Origin of the sequence: Aquamicrobium terrae (assembly GCF_040545735.1) — a bacterium.
Lineage (GTDB): Bacteria > Pseudomonadota > Alphaproteobacteria > Rhizobiales > Rhizobiaceae > Mesorhizobium > Mesorhizobium terrae_A.
This window is the reverse complement of record NZ_JBEPML010000002.1, coordinates 423,335-439,926: the sequence shown is the minus strand read 5'-3', so window position 1 is coordinate 439,926 and position 16,592 is coordinate 423,335. Positions and strand designations below refer to the sequence as shown.

Sequence of the window (16,592 nt, the reverse complement as noted above, 5' to 3'; positions counted from 1 at the left end):
GGCGCGCTTCTGGCAAGCGGCGGGGAAGGTCACAGCGCCGAAACCGTCTCCGGCTCGGCTTCCGGCCGCAGGGCCGGCGCGGACAGGAATTGCCGGTTCATCAGGCGTAGGAGCTGCGTGGTGCGGCTGGACAGGACCGGCGGGCGCTCGGCGGCTTCCCGGTCGGCCTCGGCCTGCGCGGCCGCCTTGGCGGCTTCCTCGGCCTTGGCCGCGGTGGCGGTGTCGACGAAGGGCTGGGCGATGCCGGGAATGGGCTTGAGGTCGATGTTCTGGTGCGCATAGGCCATCAGGCGCTGCCAGACCATGGCCGGCAGCGAGCCGCCGGTCATGTTGCGGGTCGGGCTGTAGTCGTCATTGCCGATCCAGACGGCGGCCGTGTAGTTGCCGGTGAAGCCGACATACCAGGCGTCGCGGTAGGACTGGCTGGTGCCGGTCTTGCCGCCCGAGACGATGCCGGGCAGGGCGGCGCGGCGGGCGGTGCCGATGACCGGCACCTGAACCAGCATGGTGTTCATGTACGATACGGCCTGTTCGGACAGGACGCGATGCGGCGGCGGCGCATCCTTGGCGAAATCGTAGATGACCTCGCCGGTATGGGTGACGAGCTGGGTGACGCCGTGGCGCGTGCCGACCATGCCGTCCTGCGGGAAGACGCTGTAGCCGGTCGCCTGGTCCATGACGGTCATTCCCGACGTGCCGAGCACCATGGTCTTGTGCGATTCCAGCGTCGATTCGACGCCCATGGCCTCGGCCAGTTCCTTGATCGGCTTGATGCCGAGATTGTCTTTGGCGAGCCGCACCGGGACGGTGTTGATCGACTTCACCAATGCCGTGGTCAGCGTCATGCGGCCGGCGGAGGCGCCGTTGTAGTTGCCGGGATGCCAGCCGCCCCAGCTTATCGGCGCACCGGAGACGATGGTGTCCGGCGTGAAGCCGTGTTCCACCGCCGTCGCGTAGACATAGACCTTGAAGGACGACCCCGGCTGGCGCAGCGCCTTGGTGGCGCGGTTGAACTGGCTGGCGCCGTAGTCGCGCCCGCCGACGATGGCGCGCACCGCGCCATTGGTTTCGATGACGACGATGGCGCCCTGCGAGGCGTGATACTCCTTGCCGTATTGGCGCAGGTGGAATTCCAGCGATTCTTCCGCCGCCTGCTGGAGGTTGGGATCGAAGGCGGTGTGGGCGACCAGCGAATGCTGGCGCGAGCGCGCGGCAATCTTGCGGACCTCTTCGAAGGCCCAGTCGAGATAGTAATCGGGACTCTTTCGGTCGCCGCGATCGACGACATCGGCCGGATGCATGCGCGCCTGGAGGACCTGTCCCTCGGTCATGAAGTTGCTGTCGACGAGATTCGACAGCACGACATTGGCGCGGGCGCGCGCCGCTGGCAGGTTGACATGCGGGGCGTATTTGCTGGGCGCCTTGAACAGGCCGGCGATCATGGCCGCCTCGGCCAGCGTCAGGTCGCGCACGCTCTTGCCGAAATAGAAGTCGGCCGCCGCCTCGATGCCGAAAGTGCCGCCGCCCATATAGGAGCGGTCGAGATAGAGTTGGAGGATCTCCTTCTTGGAGAGGTTGGCTTCCAGCCACAGGGCGAGGAAGGCCTCCTTGATCTTGCGCTCCAGCGTGCGCTCGTTGGACAGGAACAGGTTCTTGGCCAATTGCTGGGTGATGCTGGAGCCGCCCTGCACGACCGAATTGGCGCGGACGTTCTCGGTCATGGCACGGATGAGGCCGAGCACGTCGATGCCGTAGTGCTCGAAGAAGCGCCGATCCTCGGTCGCCAGCACCGCCTTGATGACATGATCGGGCATCTGGTCGACCGGCACCGAATCGCGCTGGATCAGGCCGCGCTGGCCGATCTCGTTGCCGTAGCGGTCGAGGAAGGTGACGGCGAAATCGTCCTGGGCGCGCCAGTCGCCGCCGGTCTCCTGGAAGGCCGGCATGGCCAGCGCCAGCATGACAACCGCGCCGCCTGTGCCGAGCGTGAAGCCCTCGCTGAGGATCTCGATGATGCCGCGGCGCCAGCCCTTCACGCGGAAGCGGCGGAAGAAGACGGTCGCGGCCTCCCAGAATTCATGGGCCTTGAAGCCGACCTCATAGAGCGTGGAATCGAGCCAGGCATCGATCGCCAGCAGGAAGGCGGCGATCCGTCCGCGTTTCTTCTTCGGCTCCAAGGGACTGACCATCTACATGCTGCCCGGCTGCACAAAGGTGATCGGACGACAACCCGCTCGAAACCACCCCGCTCATTTCTTTTTCCTCCAAACCGGCAAGCCCAGCAAGAGGAGATCGTTCAATCGCAGCGTGTAACGGTTCCATAGGCGAAAATTCCTAGGAATTTATTCTTGACACCGTAACGCTGCTCTGATAGTGTTCAGTTATCGTCAAGAAAGTGTGACTGGCGCAGGCGGTTCGGGCCATACGAACCGGCCAGTCGGCGGGCGATCGGATTTCCATCATGTCGAATGGGGTGAGGACCATGCCGGAGCTGACGGCAGGGCGGCGGGCTCGTTTGCATGCGCTGCGGGCCTTGGCCGAGGGCGGACATGCGACGATCGAGCGCCTGGCCCTGGCCAGCGGCCGATCTGCCGGAACATTGCGGCGGCTCGCGCACACGGAAGGCTGGAAGCTGACCGAGGCCGGCCCGCAGGATGTTTCGGCCCGCATCCGCAAGGCGGCCGGCATGGTCCTCGGCAAGGTGGAGGAACTGGGCCGCGCGGCCGAGGACGGCGGCGGCATCGACAAGGGCGCCATCGACGGCTTGATCGCCATGATCCGCGGCCTGGAGAAGATCGGCGAAATCATGCGGCCGGAAGAAGCCGCCAGGGAAAACCAGATCAGGGACAATGAGGACCTTGCCGACACGCTGCGACGAATTGAGGAACGCATCGTCGAGCTTGCGGGCGAACTCGCAACTCGAATGGTTGAGGAGAAATCTGCAGCCGCAGGAGGCGTGGAAGGCGGCGCATGAATGGCTGATCTGCGGGCGTGCCAGCCAGCTCCAGCTTGGGCACGACCCGGCCGGCTGGCTGGTGATGGGCGGGCGCGGTTCGGGCAAGACCCGGCTGGGTGCGGAATGGGTGATCGCGCTGGCGCGCGGGTTGCCCCCTTTCGCGCGGCCCGGCAACCGGCACGGGCTGATCGCGCTGGTGGGCGAGACGCTGGGCGATGTGCGCGAAGTGATGATCGACGGCGCTTCCGGCATTGCCAGCGTGGCGCGCGACGACCGGCCGCGCTACGAGGCGTCGCGGCGCCGGCTTTTGTGGCCGAGCGGGGCGGTGGCGCAGGCGTTCTCTTCCGAAGACCCGGAAAGCTTGCGCGGGCCGCAATTCGCGGCTGCCTGGTGCGATGAACTGGCCAAGTGGAAGAATGCCGAGGCGACCTACGACATGCTGCAGTTCGGCCTCAGGCTGGGCGAAAGGCCACGCCAGCTCATCACCACCACCCCACGCTCGACGCCGCTGATGAAGCGGCTGCTGGCCGATCCTTCCATGATGCTGACGAGGCTCGGCACCCATGAGAACCGCGCCAATCTGGCGCCCGGGTTCATCGAGGCGATCGAGCGGCGCTATGCGGGCACGCGGCTGGGGCGGCAGGAGCTTGGCGGTGAACTGATCGAGGACCGCGAGGACGCGTTGTGGTCGCGCGCCATGCTGGAGCAGGCGGCGATGACTGCGGCGAGCACAGAATTGCAGCGGATCGTGGTGGCGGTCGACCCACCGGCAAGCTCGCGCCGCACCTCAGATGCCTGCGGCGTCGTCGCGGCGGGGCTGGATGCGCAGGGTTTTGCGGTTGTTCTGGCCGACGAGACGGTGCGGGCGGCCAAGCCCCGGCAATGGGCAGCGAAGGCCATTGCCCTGTTTCACCGGCTTGAGGCGGATTGCATCGTGGTGGAAGTGAACCAGGGCGGCGAGATGGCGACGGCGGTGCTGCATACCGTGGACCCCGCCGTGCCGGTAAAGCCGGTGCGGGCGAGCCGTGGAAAATGGCTGCGGGCCGAGCCGGTGGCGGCACTCTACCAGCAGGGCAGGGTGCGCCATGCCGGCCGCTTTCCCGAGCTGGAAGACGAAATGTGCGATTTCGGCCCGGACGGTTTGCCCGGTGGCCGCTCGCCCGACCGCATGGATGCGCTGGTCTGGGCGATCACAGAACTGTTGTCCGGCCGGGGTCCGGCCCCGCGCATCCGCGATTTTCTTTAACCGACAGGATCAGCAATGGCTTGGAAATGGCCCTGGCCCCGAAGCGCGGGGAATGGCGGCGCGCGCCTTGAACGCAAGGAAGCCGGACCATCCGGCTTCATCGCCTTTCATGCGCAGGGCGAGGCGAACTGGACGCGGCGCGATTATGCGACGCTGGCTCGCGAGGGCTTCATGCGCAACCCGATCGTGCACCGCGCGGTGCGGCTGATCGCCGAATCGGCGGCCAGCATCCCCTGGCTGCTTTATGCCGGGGCCAGGGAGATCGAGGCGCATCCGCTGCTGGATCTTCTGGAGCGGCCGAACCAGCGGCAGGCCGGCGCGACCTTTCTGGAAGCGCTCTATGGGCATCTGCTGCTTGCCGGCAACGCCTATGTCGAGCTGGTGGAAGCAGGCGCGGACGCGCGCGAACTGCATCTCCTGCGTCCCGACCGGGTGACCGTGGCGACGGATGCCGCCGGCTGGCCTGTGGCGCTGGATCATCGCGAGGGTGCTGCAACGCGGCGGGTTGCGCTCGATGCCGGCGGCGCGGTGCATCTGACGCTGTTCCATCCGCTGGAGGACCACTACGGCTTCCCGCCGCTGGAGGCGGCGCTGATGGCGCTCGATACGCACAATGCGGCCGGACGCTGGAACAAGGCGCTGCTGGACAATTCCGCCCGGCCTTCGGGTGCGCTGGTCTATGCGCCGAAGGAAGGCGGCAACCTGACCGATGAGCAGTTCGACCGGCTGAAGGCCGAACTGGAGCAGGGCTATGCGGGCGCCAACCGTGCCGGCCGGCCGCTGCTGCTGGAAGGCGGGCTCGACTGGAAGGCGATGGGGCTGACGCCGCGCGACATGGACTTCGTCGAGGCCAAGCATTCGGCCAGTCGCGACATCGCGCTGGCCTTCGGCGTGCCGCCCATGCTGCTCGGCATTCCGGGCGACAACACCTATGCGAATTATCAGGAAGCGAACCGGGCCTTCTACCGGTTGACCGTGCTGCCGCTGGTGGCGCGCACCGCCAAGGACCTCTCGGCGTGGATAGCACCGGTCTTCGGAGACGGCCTGAGGCTCTGGTACGACGCCGACCGGGTCGACGGGCTGACCAGCGACCGCGATGCGCTGTGGGCACGCCTGGAGGCCGCTTCCTTCCTGACGGACGATGAAAAACGCGAGGCAGTCGGCTACCAGCCGCGCCGCGGATGACGAGGAAGGAGACCTGTCATGACCGACATGTCGCAGGGAAGCTGGCTGTGGGCGGCAAAGGGGGCCGGCGCAATCGCCGGTTCGGCCGCATCGCTGGTCTACATATTGCCGCAGGGGCGGCGGGAAGCGGCATCGCGCTTCATCGTCGGCGTGATGTGCGGCCTGGTGTTCGGCGGCACCGCCGGCCTGAAGGTCGTGACCGACCTCGGCATCGAGGAGCGGATCGGTTCCTCCGAAATGATGCTGATGGGATCGGCGCTGACGAGCCTGTGCGCCTGGTGGGCGCTGGGTTTCGTGCTCAAGCTTCTGGGCCAGTATCGCCCCGGCCGGTCGGCCCGCAGGCAAACGGGAGGCGACGACGATGAAAACTGACGCGTCTGCCCTGCGCTATGAGCGCAAATTCGTCGAGCTTACCGTCGACGAGGTCGAGCCGGACGGCAGTTTCTCCGGCTATGCCAGCCTGTTCGGCGTGGTCGACCTCGGCAAGGACGTGGTGGAGCCCGGCGCTTTCGCCAAGTCGCTGCGCCGCCGGAAGGTTTCCGGCATCCGCATGCTCTACCAGCATGACGCGGCGCAGCCGATCGGGGTGTGGACCGAAATCCGGGAGGACCGGCGCGGCCTGTTCGTGCGGGGCCGGCTCACGCCTGGCGTGCAGCGCGCCGATGAGGTGCTGGCGCTGCTGCGCAGCGGCGCGCTGGACGGCCTCTCCATAGGCTTCAAGGCCGTGCGCACGAGGCGCGACGCGGCCAGCGGCACCCGCCGCATACTGGAGGCCGACCTGTGGGAAATCTCGGTGGTGACCTTTCCCATGCAGCCGGCCGCCCGTGTCGAAACCGTGAAGGCGAAGCGCCGCAAGCCGCACGCTGCCGACGAGGGCGGCGTGCGCCCCCTCACCAAGGCGATCCGCCACGCCATAAGCATCATCAACCCGAAAGGACGTTCTCTATGAATGCATCGCAAACTGCCCAGCCGCTCGAGACCAAGTCGTTGAGCGGCGACTATCTGGACCTGAAGGACGCCTTCGGCGAGTTCATGTCCACCTTCGAGGCCTTCAAGGAAAGCAATGACGAGAAGCTGGCCGAGATGGAACGCCGCTTCGGTGCCGATGTGGTGACCACCGAGAAGGTGGAGCGCATTTCCCAGACGCTGGACGAACAGAAGCGGGCCATCGACCGGTTGTCCCTGAAGCGAGCACGGCCGGTGCTGGACCGCGAACATGGGCCGCTGGCTTCGGAGCACAGCCAAGCCTTCGATGCCTATATGCGCAGCGGCGACGATCGCCATCTGCGCGCGCTCGACACCAAGGCCATGTCCTACGGCTCGGGCCAGGACGGCGGCTATCTGGTGCCGGCGGAGACGGAGGCCGCAATCGGCAAGCGGCTTGCCGCGATTTCGCCGATCCGGGCCATCGCCTCGGTGCGGCAGGTGTCGTCCGCCGTGCTGAAGAAGCCGTTCGCGGTCAACGGCCCGGCAGTCGGCTGGGTGGCGGAAACGGCGGCGCGCCCGCAGACCAACACGGCGACGCTGGCGGAATTGCAGTTCCCGACCATGGAGCTTTACGCCATGCCGGCCGCGACCGCGACGCTGCTGGAGGACGCGATCGTCGATCTCGACCAATGGATCTCGGCTGAGGTCGAGGCCGCCTTCGCCGAGCAGGAAGGGGCGGCGTTCGTATCCGGCGACGGCACGAACAAGCCGAAGGGCTTTCTCGAGTACACCAAGGTTGCCGAGACCTCCTGGGCGTGGGGCTCCATCGGTTACACGTTGACCGGCGTGGACGGCGCTTTCGCGGCCGATGACGAATCCGACATCCTGATCGACACCGTCTATGCGCTGAAGGCGGGTTATCGCCAGAATGCGCACTGGGTGATGAACCGCAAGACGCAGGCGGCGATCCGCAAGCTGAAGGACGGCGACGGCAACTATATCTGGCAGCCGCCGGCCGGCCCCGGCCAGAACGCCATGCTGATGGGCTTCCCGCTGGTCGAGGCCGAGGACATGCCGGACATCGGCCCCGACACCACGCCGATCGCGTTCGGCGATTTCGGACGCGGCTATCTGGTGGTCGATCGCGCCGGCGTGCGCGTGCTGCGCGATCCCTATTCCGCCAAGCCCTATGTGCTGTTCTACACGACCAAGCGCGTCGGCGGCGGGGTGCAGGATTTTGACGCCATCAAGCTGATCAAGTTCGGCACGGCTTAAGCCACACCCGCGCGACGTAACTGCCGACGCGGCCCCGGTTTCCTCTGCCGGGGCCGCTTTTTTGTCCCCATCACAAGGCGATTGCATGACGCTGATCAGAACCGTGGAGCCTTCCGCCGAGCCGGTGACGCCGGCCGAGGCGAAGGCCCATCTTCGCATCGACCATTCCAGCGAGGATGACCTGCTGGCGGGACTCATCCGGGCCGCGCGCGAGGAGGTCGAGCGGGCGACCGGCCTTGCGCTGATCGACCAGAGCTGGAGGTTGGCGCTGGACGCATGGCCGTGCAGCGGCGCGGTGTCGATTCCGCTGCATCCCGTGCGCGAAATCCTCTCGGTGACGGCCTATGGACCGGATGGCGAAGCTTCGCTGATCGATCCGGCCACCTATCAGGCCGATACCGCGTCGCGGCCGGCACGCATGATGTTTGCGCGGCCCCCTGCGGCGCTGCGGGCCATGAACGGCATCGAGATCGATTTCACCGCCGGCTTCGGCGAGGCGGGAACCGACGTGCCCGACCTCCTGCGCCGGGCGATGCTGCTTCTCGTGGCGCATTGGTACGAATTCCGCACCGCCTTTGGTCCGAAGGACCAGCCGGTCGGCTATCCGGCCGGTTATGACCGGCTGATCGCGCCGTTCCGGACGCGGAGGCTCTAGATGCTGGCTTCGTTCCTCAACCCCGGCGCGCTGCGCACCGAACTGGCGCTCGAAAAGGCCGAGGCGCTGGCCGACGGTATGGGTGGATTTTCCGACCAGTGGAGCGAGGTCGCGACGGTTTTCGCGCATGTCGAGCCCCTGGCGGCGCAAAGCCGTTTCGGGGCCGACAAGATGCTGGAAACGGTGACGCATCGCATCACCCTGCGCAAGCGCGCCGGCATCGATGGCGGCATGCGGTTCAAGCGTGGCGGCCGAATCTTCGAAATCGTGACTGTGCACGACCCGGACGAGACCGGCCGCTACCTGGTCTGCCGGGTAAAGGAGGGCGGAACATGAATATGGGCATTGCGTTGACGCTCGATGGGCTGGTGCGCGCCTTGCGCTGGAAGGCGCATGAACTGGCCGAACGGATCGAACTTCGCCGGCCGGCATCGCCGCGCAATCCCGGCCGGCAGGAGACGGAGGAGGCGCGCGATGACCGCGGCTTGCGCTGACCTGCGAAAGGCCATGTTCGAGGCGCTGACGGGCGATGCGGCGCTTGTCGCCCTGCTGGGTGGCGCCAGCATATTCGACAGGGCGCCCACGGATGCCACATTTCCCTACGTGACCTTCGGCCGGACGAGCGTCTTCGACTGGAGCACATCGACCGAACGGGGTCTCGAACATCTTGTCACGCTGCATGTCTGGTCGAAGGCGAAGGGCAAGAAGGAGGCCTTCGCCATCCTCGATGCCGTGCGCGGCGCGTTGCAGGGGCCGCTGGTCCTGGACAGCCAGCATCTGGTCAACTTCCGCTTCGAACTCGCGGAAGTGACGTTCGACGACGACATTGCCGTCCATCACGGCCTGCTGCGATTGCGCGCCGTGACCGAGGACGCCGGCTGATCCTTCCATTCCATTGCAATCAGGGAGACCGATATGGTCGCACAGAAGGGCAAGGACCTTCTTCTCAAGATCGATTCCGACGGGCAGGGCGCTTTCGTCACCGTCGCCGGACTGCGCACCAAGCGCATCGCCTTCAACAGCGAGACGGTGGATGTGACCGATGCGGATTCGGCCGGCCGCTGGCGCGAGCTGCTGGCCAGCAGCGGCGTGCAGCGCGCGGCGGTGAGCGGCTCCGGCATCTTCAAGGACGCGCAGTCCGATGCACTGATGCGGCAGTGCTTCTTTGCCGGCGATATCGTGGACTGGCAGCTTGCCGTGCCGGATTTCGGCGTGGTTTCCGGGCCGTTCCAGATCACGTCGCTCGAATATACCGGCGCGCATGACGGTGAGGTCACCTTCGAGGTGGCTCTGGAATCGGCGGGCCAGATCGGCTTTGCGGTGGCGCCATGAGCGTCAACCGCAGGCGCGGCGAGATCGCCGCCGAACTCGACGGCAGGCCGTTCCGGCTGTGCCTCACGCTGGGGGCGCTGGCTGAACTGGAGGCGGCCTTCGCCGCCGACGACCTCGGCAGGCTGGTCGAGCGTTTTGCCAGCGGCAGGCTTTCGGCGCTCGACATGATCCGCATCATCGGCGCTGGCCTGCGCGGCGCGGGCGAGGCGATGAGCGACGAGGATGTCGGGCGCATGAGCGCGCCGGGCGGCGTGGCGGGCTTCGCGGCAATCGTGAGCGATCTGCTGACGACGACGTTCGGCGGCCCTTCGAGCGGAGATGCCGCGCCGCGCCCTTGAGCGCCGCAGCGGGCGGGCCGGCCTTTCCATGGGACGAGGTCATGGCGACCGGTCTCGGCCTGCTGCGGCTTTCCCCGAGAGATTTCTGGGCGATGACGCCGCTCGAGTTCGAGCGGGCGGCGCGGCCGTTTTCGCAGCACCGGCAGGCCGCGCCCGCGCGTGCCGACCTGGCGAACCTGATGCGGGCATTTCCCGACACACATGACGAAGGAGGTGGAACATGGCCGAAGATGTGACGGTGGCCATCAAGGCCGATGTCGCGCCGTTCCAGACGGCGCTCGCCAATCTGGAAAAGCTGTCCGACGGCTTCGGCGCCAATCTGGCCGGGGCCATGAAGCAGGCGGTGGTCGGCGGCAAGGAACTGGACGACGTGCTGCGCAGGCTGGCGCTCAACCTGGCCGGCATGGCGCTTTCGCAGGGACTGAAACCGCTGCAATTGCTGGCGGGATCGCTGTTTTCGGGTCTGCTGGGTGGGTTGGGAGGGGCCTTGCCTTTCGCCAAGGGCGGGGTGGTGCCCTTCGCATCGGGCGGCGTGGTGTCGTCGCCGACCTATTTTCCGCTGGGCGGGCAGATCGGCTTGATGGGCGAGGCGGGCAGCGAGGCGATCCTGCCGCTGCGGCGCGGGGCTGACGGCAGCCTCGGCGTCGCCGCCGGCGGGGCAAGCGCACCGGTCAATGTCGTCTTCAACGTGACGGCGCAGGACGCCGCCTCCTTCCGCAAATCCGAAGCGCAGATCACCGGCATGCTGGCGCGTGCCGTGTCGCGCGGAACACGAACCTTCTGAGGTGTTGGGTGTCCGAACTCGCAAGCTTTCATGACGTGCTGTTTCCGCTTGCCGTCTCCTTCGGGGCGACTGGCGGGCCGGAGCGGCGCAACGAGATCGTGGCGCTGACCTCCGGCCGCGAAAAGCGCAATGCGCGCTTTGCCCATTCGCGCCGGCATTACGATGCGGGCACGGGGCTGCGGTCGCTGGAAGACCTGCACGAGGTGCTGGCCTTCTTCGAGGCGCGGCGCGGTTCGCTGCATGCGTTCCGCTTTCGTGATCCGTTCGACATGAAATCCTGCGCGCCGACGAAAAGTCCGTCGCCGCTCGATCAGGCTCTTGGCATCGGCGACGGCGCGACGCGTCGCTTTGCGCTGGTCAAGACATATGGAGCAGGGGCGGATGCTTACCAGCGCCCCATCGGCAGGCCGGTTGCCGGAAGCTTGCGCGTCGCCACAGGCGGCACGGAAGCGCCGGTTCAGGATTTCGGCTTCGATGCCGCTACGGGAGAGATTCTGTTCGGTGCCGGAAAGGCTCCGGCCGATGGACAGCCGGTGACGGCAGGCTTCGAGTTCGACGTGCCGGTGCGCTTCGACACGGACCGGCTGTCGGTAAGCCTCAAAGCCTTCAAGGCCGGACAGATACCTTCCATTCCATTGATCGAGGTGCAGCCATGAGCGCCTGTCCGCAGCCGCTGCTCGACCACTTCGCGCAGGATGTGACGAGCATATGCCATTGCTGGCGGCTGAGCCGCAAGGACGACCATGTGACCGGGTTCACCGACCATGACCGCAGCCTGGCTGTCGATGGAACCGTGTTCGAGCCCGAGACCGGCCTGAGCGCCAGCGAGGCGCGCCAGTCGCTCGGACTGTCCATGGATACCGTCGATATCGAAGGGGCGCTGTCTTCCGACCGCATAAGGGACGAGGACATTGCCGCCGGTCTCTATGACGGGGCAGCGGTCGAGACATTTCTCGTCAACTGGCGCAGGCCGGAGGAATTCGCCCTGGTCAGGACGGCGACCGTCGGCAAGATCACCCGCGCTGACGGGCGGTTCGTGGCCGAACTGGAAAGCCTCGTGCACAGGCTTGACCAGCCCAACGGGCGCTACGTGACGCGCAAATGCGATGCAGAGCTTGGCGACGGGCGTTGCGGGGTCGATCTCGGCCAGCCTGTTTTCAACGGGGCGGGTGCGGTGGAAGCTGTCGAAGGGCCGGACATGCTGCGCGTTTCCGGCCTTGGCGGTATCGAGACCGGCTGGTTCTCCTTCGGTACGCTGCTCTGGACGAGCGGTGCGCGGCAGGGGCGCATGGAGCGCATCGTCGACCATCGAGCGGGCGAGGTATCGGCCGTGTTGACATTGCAGGCGGGCGTCGGGCCGCCGATAGGTGCCGGGGATGCGTTTGCCCTCGTGGCCGGCTGCGACCATTCCTTCGCGACCTGCAAGGCGAAATTCGCCAATGCCTTGAACTTCCGTGGCTTTCCGCATCTGCCCGGCAATGACGCCGCCTATGCCTATGTCACCGATGGCGGCGTCTTCGACGGCGGCCCGGTGGTGCGGTGATGGATGCGCGGGTGGCGGCCGAGGCGCTGTCATGGATCGGCACACCCTACCGGCACCAGGCGAGCGCCAAGGGGATCGGCTGCGATTGCCTCGGGCTGGTGAAGGGGGTGTGGCGCGCGCTTTACGGGTGCGAACTGGGGGCGCCGCAGGACTATGCTCCCGATTGGGCCAGCGTCGATACGCGGGACGTGATGCTGGCGGGCGCGCGCCACCATTTCGAGGCATGCGGTGCCGACGCGCCCTTGTCTGGTCGCCTGCTGATCTTCCGCTGGCGGCCGCATCTGCCGGCAAGACATGCCGGTATCGCCGTGGCCGAAGACCGGTTCGTGCATGCTTATGAGGGCGGCGGGCAGGTGGTCCTGTCTGCCCTTGTGCCGCAATGGCGCCGGCGGATCGCCGGCGTCTTCGCTTTTCCCCAAACGTGACCACAGCCGGAGCATTTCATGGCGACCATCCTGTTGCAGGCGGCCGGAGCCTATCTGGGCGGCTTCCTCGGCACCGTCGGCGGTGCGATCGGCTCGGCCATCGGCGCCATGGCCGGCTATGCGCTCGACCGTGCGCTGATCAACGGCACGCAACGCATCGAGGGGCCGCGACTGGCCCACGCGCGCCCGTTCGGCGCGGAAGAGGGTGCGCCGATCCCGCGCCTTTACGGGACCGCGCGGCTGGGTGGCACGCTGATCTGGGCGACCCGGTTCGAGGAGAGCCGCTCGACCCGGCGTCAGGGCAAGATGGGCCCGAAAGTCACCGAATATTCCTACTATGCCAATGCCACCTTCCTGCTGTGCGAGGGCGAGATCGCGGGCATCAGGCGCATCTGGGCGGACGGGCGCGAGATCGACCGTGAAACGGTGCAGTTGAGGGTCTACAACGGCAGCGAGACCCAGTTCCCGGACCCGTTGATCGAGGCAAGGCAGGGGGCGGGCAACGCGCCGGCCTATCGCGGCACTGCCTATGTGGTGGTCGAGCGCCTGTATATCGGCGACTACGGCAATCGCATTCCGCAATTGCAATTCGAGGTGATCCGGCCGGTGGGCCGGCTGCACCGGGCCGTCCAGGCCGTGGCGCTGCTACCGGGCGCGACGGAATACGGGCTCTCGACCAGGCCCGTGACCAGCCGCAGGCGTCCGGGCGACGAGCGCTACGTGAACCGCAATGTGCTGTTTGCCGGAACCGATCTCGAAGCCTCGCTGGACGAATTGCAGCAGACCTGCCCGAACCTGAAGCATGTGGCGTTGGTCGTCGCCTGGTTTGGCGACGATCTGCGGGCCGGTGCGTGCACGGTCCGGCCGATGACGACGACCAGCGCCGGCGGCTCGTTTTCCGCTGACTGGCGCGTGTCGGGCCTTTCGAGGCCGGATGCCAGGGTTGTCTCCCAACATGACGGTGGGCCGGCTTATGGCGGCACTCCCTCGGACCGGAGCGTGATGGAGGCCATTGCCGAGATCAAGGCACGCGGACTCAAGGTGACGCTCAATCCCTTTGTGATGATGGATGTCCCGGCGGGGAACATGCTGCCCGATCCCTATGGCGAGGCACATCAGCCTGCCTATCCATGGCGGGGGCGTATCACCTGCGATCCGGCACCTTTTCAGCCGGGCACCACGGACCGGACGGCGGCGGCGAGGGCACAGGTCACGTCGTTCTGCGGGACGGCGCAGCGGACGCAATTCTTTCCTGCTGGCGACACGATCTCTTTCAATGGCGGGGCCGACTGGGGCTATCGGCGCTTTGTTCTCCACTATGCGCATCTGGCCGCCCGCGCCGGGGGCGTGGACGCCTTCCTGCTCGGCAGCGAGTTGCGCGGCCTCACCACCTTGCGCGACGAGGCCGATGCCTTTCCTTTCGTGGAGCAGCTTGGCTTGCTGGCGACGGATGTGCGGGCGGTCGTCGGGTCGGCAACGCGCATCAGCTACGGCGCCGACTGGAGCGAATATTTCGGCTATCACCCGGCCGACGGTTCCGGCGACGTGTTCTTCCATCTCGATCCGCTGTGGGCGCATCCGGCCATCGATGCGGTCGGCATCGACAACTACATGCCGCTTTCCGACTGGCGCGATGCGGACTATGGGGCCGGCAATCCGGACGGATTTGCCGGCCCTTATGATTTGCGAGGCCTACGGGTTGGCATCGCCAGCGGCGAGGGCTTCGACTGGTACTATTCCGATGCCGAGGCGCGGGAGGCACGCGCGCGGGTGCCGATTGCCGACGGCGCGCATGGCAAGCCCTGGGTATTCCGCTACAAGGATATTGCGAACTGGTGGTCCAACCAGCATTTCGACCGGGCGGGCGGTGTCGAGAAACCGGTTCCGACAGCCTGGGTGCCGAAGGGCAAGCCGATCTGGTTCACGGAGCTTGGATGCCCGGCAGTGGACAAGGGACCGAACCAACCGAACGTGTTTCCGGACCCGAAGTCGGCGGAAAACTCGACGCCCTATTTCTCGACCGAAGGGCGCTCCGATCTGGCGCAAAGCCGTTTCCTTCAAGCCCATTTGGCGCACTGGGACCCGTCCTCCGCCGATTTCGCCGGGGCGGAAAACCCGCTTTCGCCGGTCTATGGCGGCCGCATGGTGGACTGCCAGCGGACCTATCTTTGGGCCTGGGATACACGACCTTTTCCGGCCTTTCCGCAACGGACCGATCTGTGGTCGGATGGCGGCCATTGGAGCCGTGGCCATTGGCTGAACGGACGGCTGGCCAACCCCGACGTGGCGGCGCTCATTGCCGCGATCCTTGAGGATCACGGCTATGCGGACGCCATTGTCGGGGACATCGACGGTTCCGTGCATGGCTATGTGATTTCCGATCCGACGACGGCGCGGGCGGCGCTCGAACCGCTTGCTGACCTGTTCGATCTCAGTGCTCGCGAGGAGGCCGGCCGGCTGGTCATCGAGCGCGCGGGGGTAAACCGGAAACCTGTGCTCGATGTGGACGAGCTGGTTGTCGAAGACGAGGCGGCCACGCTGGAAACGATCCGCAATCCGGATCATCAACTGCCGGCCGAAGCCCTGCTCAATTTCATCAATCCGGCGAGCGACTATCAGGCGGCGGCCGTCCGACGCGCACGGGCAGGGGCGGTAGGCTCGCGCCAGCAGGTGACCAATTTTCCTGGTGTGCTTGAACCGGGGCATGCCGGTGCGTTGCTGGAGGATTGGCTGAAACGCGTCTGGTATCAGCGCGAGACCGTATCCTTCGCGGTGCCGCAACCGAGCGCAGATATCGTGCCCGGCGCGGTGGTGCGGCTGCCTTCGTCCGGCTCGGCCTCCGATTTCCTGGTGACCGGCACCGAGGACGGAATCACGCGTAAGGTCGAGGCGCGGCAGATCGTCAGCACGGCACCGAGCCCCTGGCGTGAAATGGTGCTGCCGGCGGCGGGCCCGCCCTCGCTGGTGGCGGGGCAGCCGCATGTCCTGTTCCTCGACCTGCCGGCAGGCGCAGGCGGGACCCAGCCGACGGACCAGTTCCGCGTGGCCGTATGGCAAAAGCCGTGGCGCAGCCAGATCGTGTTGGCCTCGCCGGAGGGGGAAGGTTTTGCATCCCGGCAACTGGTGACGCGGCCGGCATCGGTGGGGCAATTGCTCGAACCGCTTCAGCCGGGTTTCGAAGCCAGGCTTTCCCGCGGCGGATCGATCGAGGTCGAACTGTTCGACGCGGACGCGCAAAGCGTGAGCCTGTTGCAAATGCTCAACGGCGCCAATGCCGCCGCCGTCCGTTCGGCGGCGGGCATGTGGGAAGTGCTCCAGTTCCGGCGGGCCGAGGAGATCCAGCCGCAGAAATGGCGTCTGTCGGAATTGCTGCGGGGACAATTGGGAACCGTCGACGCCATGGCGTACGGCGCGCCGCCTGGTTCGGACTTCGTCATTCTCGACGAGGCGGTGGTGCCGGCCGGTCTCGGTGCCAGTGAAATCGGGCTCGAACTCAACTGGCAGGTCGGGCCGACGGGGATGGACATATCCGATCTCCATTTTGCCATCGGCCGGCATGTCGGCGGCCTGCGGGCGCAATTGCCGCTGCCGCCGGTGCACTTCAAAGCGCAGCGCGTCGAGAATGATGTGCTGCTGTCGTGGATTCGCCGCGGCCGGCTCGATGCCGATGGCTGGGATGCGCCCGATATCCCGCTTGGTGAAGAGCGCGAAGAGTACCGGCTTGAGATTGCCGGCGCAGATGGGCAGGTACGGCGCACGGTCACGGTAGCGGAGTCGCGCTGGCTCTATTCCGGGAATCTCATGTTCGCGGATTTCGGAACACGTCCCGAGGCGCTCGATGTGACGGTGCGGCAGTTCGGCGGGCCGACCGGATGGGGGCTTCCGGGAACTGCCCTGCTGCGTCTTTTTTAACAGCTACATAGGAA

General features: G+C 66.6%; 19 protein-coding genes. 18 read left to right on the top strand and 1 reads right to left on the bottom strand.

Annotated features, from left to right (window positions below; all coding sequences use genetic code 11):
- Nucleotides 1–29: 29 nt before the first annotated feature.
- Complete coding sequence (locus ABID37_RS04855) at nucleotides 30–2,189, bottom strand: transglycosylase domain-containing protein (protein WP_354192971.1); 2,160 nt, start codon at nucleotides 2,187–2,189, stop codon at nucleotides 30–32.
- Between the two features lie 272 nt (nucleotides 2,190–2,461).
- Here ABID37_RS04855 and ABID37_RS04850 point away from each other — a divergent pair, with 272 nt between their 5' ends.
- The 18 genes from ABID37_RS04850 (at nucleotide 2,462) to ABID37_RS04765 (ending at nucleotide 16,578) form a co-directional block, all read left to right on the top strand.
- A complete protein-coding gene (locus tag ABID37_RS04850; protein WP_354192970.1) occupies nucleotides 2,462–2,974 on the top strand; it encodes a hypothetical protein in 513 nt (170 codons plus the stop codon).
- Nucleotides 2,928–4,202, top strand: coding sequence for a DNA-packaging protein (locus ABID37_RS04845; RefSeq protein WP_354192969.1), 1,275 nt, complete (start codon nucleotides 2,928–2,930; stop codon nucleotides 4,200–4,202). The genes ABID37_RS04850 and ABID37_RS04845 overlap by 47 nt, the downstream gene beginning before the upstream one ends.
- A gap of 15 nt (nucleotides 4,203–4,217) precedes the next feature.
- Nucleotides 4,218–5,387 carry a phage portal protein gene (locus ABID37_RS04840; protein WP_354192968.1) on the top strand — a complete coding sequence of 390 codons (1,170 nt, stop codon included), beginning with the start codon at nucleotides 4,218–4,220 and terminating at the stop codon, nucleotides 5,385–5,387.
- 18 nt (nucleotides 5,388–5,405) lie between these two features.
- The gene (locus tag ABID37_RS04835) at nucleotides 5,406–5,759 is read left to right on the top strand and encodes a DUF6107 family protein (protein ID WP_354192966.1); all 354 of its coding nucleotides are present in this window, start codon (nucleotides 5,406–5,408) and stop codon (nucleotides 5,757–5,759) included.
- The gene (locus tag ABID37_RS04830; RefSeq protein WP_354192965.1) at nucleotides 5,749–6,336 is read left to right on the top strand and encodes an HK97 family phage prohead protease; all 588 of its coding nucleotides are present in this window, start codon (nucleotides 5,749–5,751) and stop codon (nucleotides 6,334–6,336) included. Before ABID37_RS04835 ends, ABID37_RS04830 begins: the two co-directional genes overlap by 11 nt.
- Nucleotides 6,333–7,589: a phage major capsid protein gene (locus tag ABID37_RS04825; RefSeq protein WP_354192964.1), complete on the top strand. Its 1,257-nt coding sequence runs from the start codon at nucleotides 6,333–6,335 to the stop codon at nucleotides 7,587–7,589. Before ABID37_RS04830 ends, ABID37_RS04825 begins: the two co-directional genes overlap by 4 nt.
- An 85-nt stretch (nucleotides 7,590–7,674) precedes the next feature.
- Nucleotides 7,675–8,244, top strand: a complete 570-nt coding sequence (locus ABID37_RS04820) for a head-tail connector protein (protein ID WP_354192963.1) — start codon at nucleotides 7,675–7,677, stop codon at nucleotides 8,242–8,244.
- A complete protein-coding gene (locus ABID37_RS04815) occupies nucleotides 8,245–8,580 on the top strand; it encodes a phage head closure protein (RefSeq protein WP_354192962.1) in 336 nt (111 codons plus the stop codon). It abuts the gene before it with no gap.
- Nucleotides 8,577–8,738, top strand: coding sequence for a hypothetical protein (locus ABID37_RS04810; RefSeq protein ID WP_354192961.1), 162 nt, complete (start codon nucleotides 8,577–8,579; stop codon nucleotides 8,736–8,738). Before ABID37_RS04815 ends, ABID37_RS04810 begins: the two co-directional genes overlap by 4 nt.
- Nucleotides 8,719–9,126: a DUF3168 domain-containing protein gene (locus ABID37_RS04805; protein ID WP_354192959.1), complete on the top strand. Its 408-nt coding sequence runs from the start codon at nucleotides 8,719–8,721 to the stop codon at nucleotides 9,124–9,126. Before ABID37_RS04810 ends, ABID37_RS04805 begins: the two co-directional genes overlap by 20 nt.
- Nucleotides 9,127–9,159: 33 nt before the next feature.
- Nucleotides 9,160–9,576, top strand: coding sequence for a phage major tail protein, TP901-1 family (locus tag ABID37_RS04800; protein ID WP_354192958.1), 417 nt, complete (start codon nucleotides 9,160–9,162; stop codon nucleotides 9,574–9,576).
- Nucleotides 9,573–9,914 (top strand): gene transfer agent family protein, encoded by a 342-nt coding sequence (locus ABID37_RS04795; protein ID WP_354192956.1) that lies wholly within the window; start codon nucleotides 9,573–9,575, stop codon nucleotides 9,912–9,914. Before ABID37_RS04800 ends, ABID37_RS04795 begins: the two co-directional genes overlap by 4 nt.
- Nucleotides 9,911–10,150, top strand: a complete 240-nt coding sequence (locus ABID37_RS04790) for a phage tail assembly chaperone (RefSeq protein ID WP_354192955.1) — start codon at nucleotides 9,911–9,913, stop codon at nucleotides 10,148–10,150. Before ABID37_RS04795 ends, ABID37_RS04790 begins: the two co-directional genes overlap by 4 nt.
- Nucleotides 10,135–10,698: a phage tail tape measure protein gene (locus tag ABID37_RS04785; RefSeq protein ID WP_354192954.1), complete on the top strand. Its 564-nt coding sequence runs from the start codon at nucleotides 10,135–10,137 to the stop codon at nucleotides 10,696–10,698. The genes ABID37_RS04790 and ABID37_RS04785 overlap by 16 nt, the downstream gene beginning before the upstream one ends.
- A gap of 8 nt (nucleotides 10,699–10,706) precedes the next feature.
- Nucleotides 10,707–11,354, top strand: a complete 648-nt coding sequence (locus ABID37_RS04780; RefSeq protein ID WP_354192953.1) for a phage distal tail protein, Rcc01695 family — start codon at nucleotides 10,707–10,709, stop codon at nucleotides 11,352–11,354.
- Nucleotides 11,351–12,241 carry a phage/gene transfer agent baseplate hub protein gene (locus tag ABID37_RS04775; RefSeq protein ID WP_354192952.1) on the top strand — a complete coding sequence of 297 codons (891 nt, stop codon included), beginning with the start codon at nucleotides 11,351–11,353 and terminating at the stop codon, nucleotides 12,239–12,241. Before ABID37_RS04780 ends, ABID37_RS04775 begins: the two co-directional genes overlap by 4 nt.
- The gene (locus ABID37_RS04770) at nucleotides 12,241–12,666 is read left to right on the top strand and encodes an NlpC/P60 family protein (protein WP_354192951.1); all 426 of its coding nucleotides are present in this window, start codon (nucleotides 12,241–12,243) and stop codon (nucleotides 12,664–12,666) included. The genes ABID37_RS04775 and ABID37_RS04770 overlap by 1 nt, the downstream gene beginning before the upstream one ends.
- A gap of 18 nt (nucleotides 12,667–12,684) precedes the next feature.
- Complete coding sequence (locus ABID37_RS04765; protein ID WP_354192949.1) at nucleotides 12,685–16,578, top strand: baseplate multidomain protein megatron; 3,894 nt, start codon at nucleotides 12,685–12,687, stop codon at nucleotides 16,576–16,578.
- Nucleotides 16,579–16,592: the final 14 nt, after the last annotated feature.

Coding starts and splice junctions, on each gene's coding strand:
- ABID37_RS04855 (WP_354192971.1), bottom strand. CDS start 2,189: ATGGTCAGTCCCTTGGAGCCGAAGAAGAAACGCGGACGGATCGCCGCC.
- ABID37_RS04850 (WP_354192970.1), top strand. CDS start 2,462: ATGTCGAATGGGGTGAGGACCATGCCGGAGCTGACGGCAGGGCGGCGG.
- ABID37_RS04840 (WP_354192968.1), top strand. CDS start 4,218: ATGGCTTGGAAATGGCCCTGGCCCCGAAGCGCGGGGAATGGCGGCGCG.
- ABID37_RS04835 (WP_354192966.1), top strand. CDS start 5,406: ATGACCGACATGTCGCAGGGAAGCTGGCTGTGGGCGGCAAAGGGGGCC.
- ABID37_RS04830 (WP_354192965.1), top strand. CDS start 5,749: ATGAAAACTGACGCGTCTGCCCTGCGCTATGAGCGCAAATTCGTCGAG.
- ABID37_RS04825 (WP_354192964.1), top strand. CDS start 6,333: ATGAATGCATCGCAAACTGCCCAGCCGCTCGAGACCAAGTCGTTGAGC.
- ABID37_RS04820 (WP_354192963.1), top strand. CDS start 7,675: ATGACGCTGATCAGAACCGTGGAGCCTTCCGCCGAGCCGGTGACGCCG.
- ABID37_RS04815 (WP_354192962.1), top strand. CDS start 8,245: ATGCTGGCTTCGTTCCTCAACCCCGGCGCGCTGCGCACCGAACTGGCG.
- ABID37_RS04810 (WP_354192961.1), top strand. CDS start 8,577: ATGAATATGGGCATTGCGTTGACGCTCGATGGGCTGGTGCGCGCCTTG.
- ABID37_RS04805 (WP_354192959.1), top strand. CDS start 8,719: ATGACCGCGGCTTGCGCTGACCTGCGAAAGGCCATGTTCGAGGCGCTG.
- ABID37_RS04800 (WP_354192958.1), top strand. CDS start 9,160: ATGGTCGCACAGAAGGGCAAGGACCTTCTTCTCAAGATCGATTCCGAC.
- ABID37_RS04795 (WP_354192956.1), top strand. CDS start 9,573: ATGAGCGTCAACCGCAGGCGCGGCGAGATCGCCGCCGAACTCGACGGC.
- ABID37_RS04785 (WP_354192954.1), top strand. CDS start 10,135: ATGGCCGAAGATGTGACGGTGGCCATCAAGGCCGATGTCGCGCCGTTC.
- ABID37_RS04775 (WP_354192952.1), top strand. CDS start 11,351: ATGAGCGCCTGTCCGCAGCCGCTGCTCGACCACTTCGCGCAGGATGTG.
- ABID37_RS04770 (WP_354192951.1), top strand. CDS start 12,241: ATGGATGCGCGGGTGGCGGCCGAGGCGCTGTCATGGATCGGCACACCC.
- ABID37_RS04765 (WP_354192949.1), top strand. CDS start 12,685: ATGGCGACCATCCTGTTGCAGGCGGCCGGAGCCTATCTGGGCGGCTTC.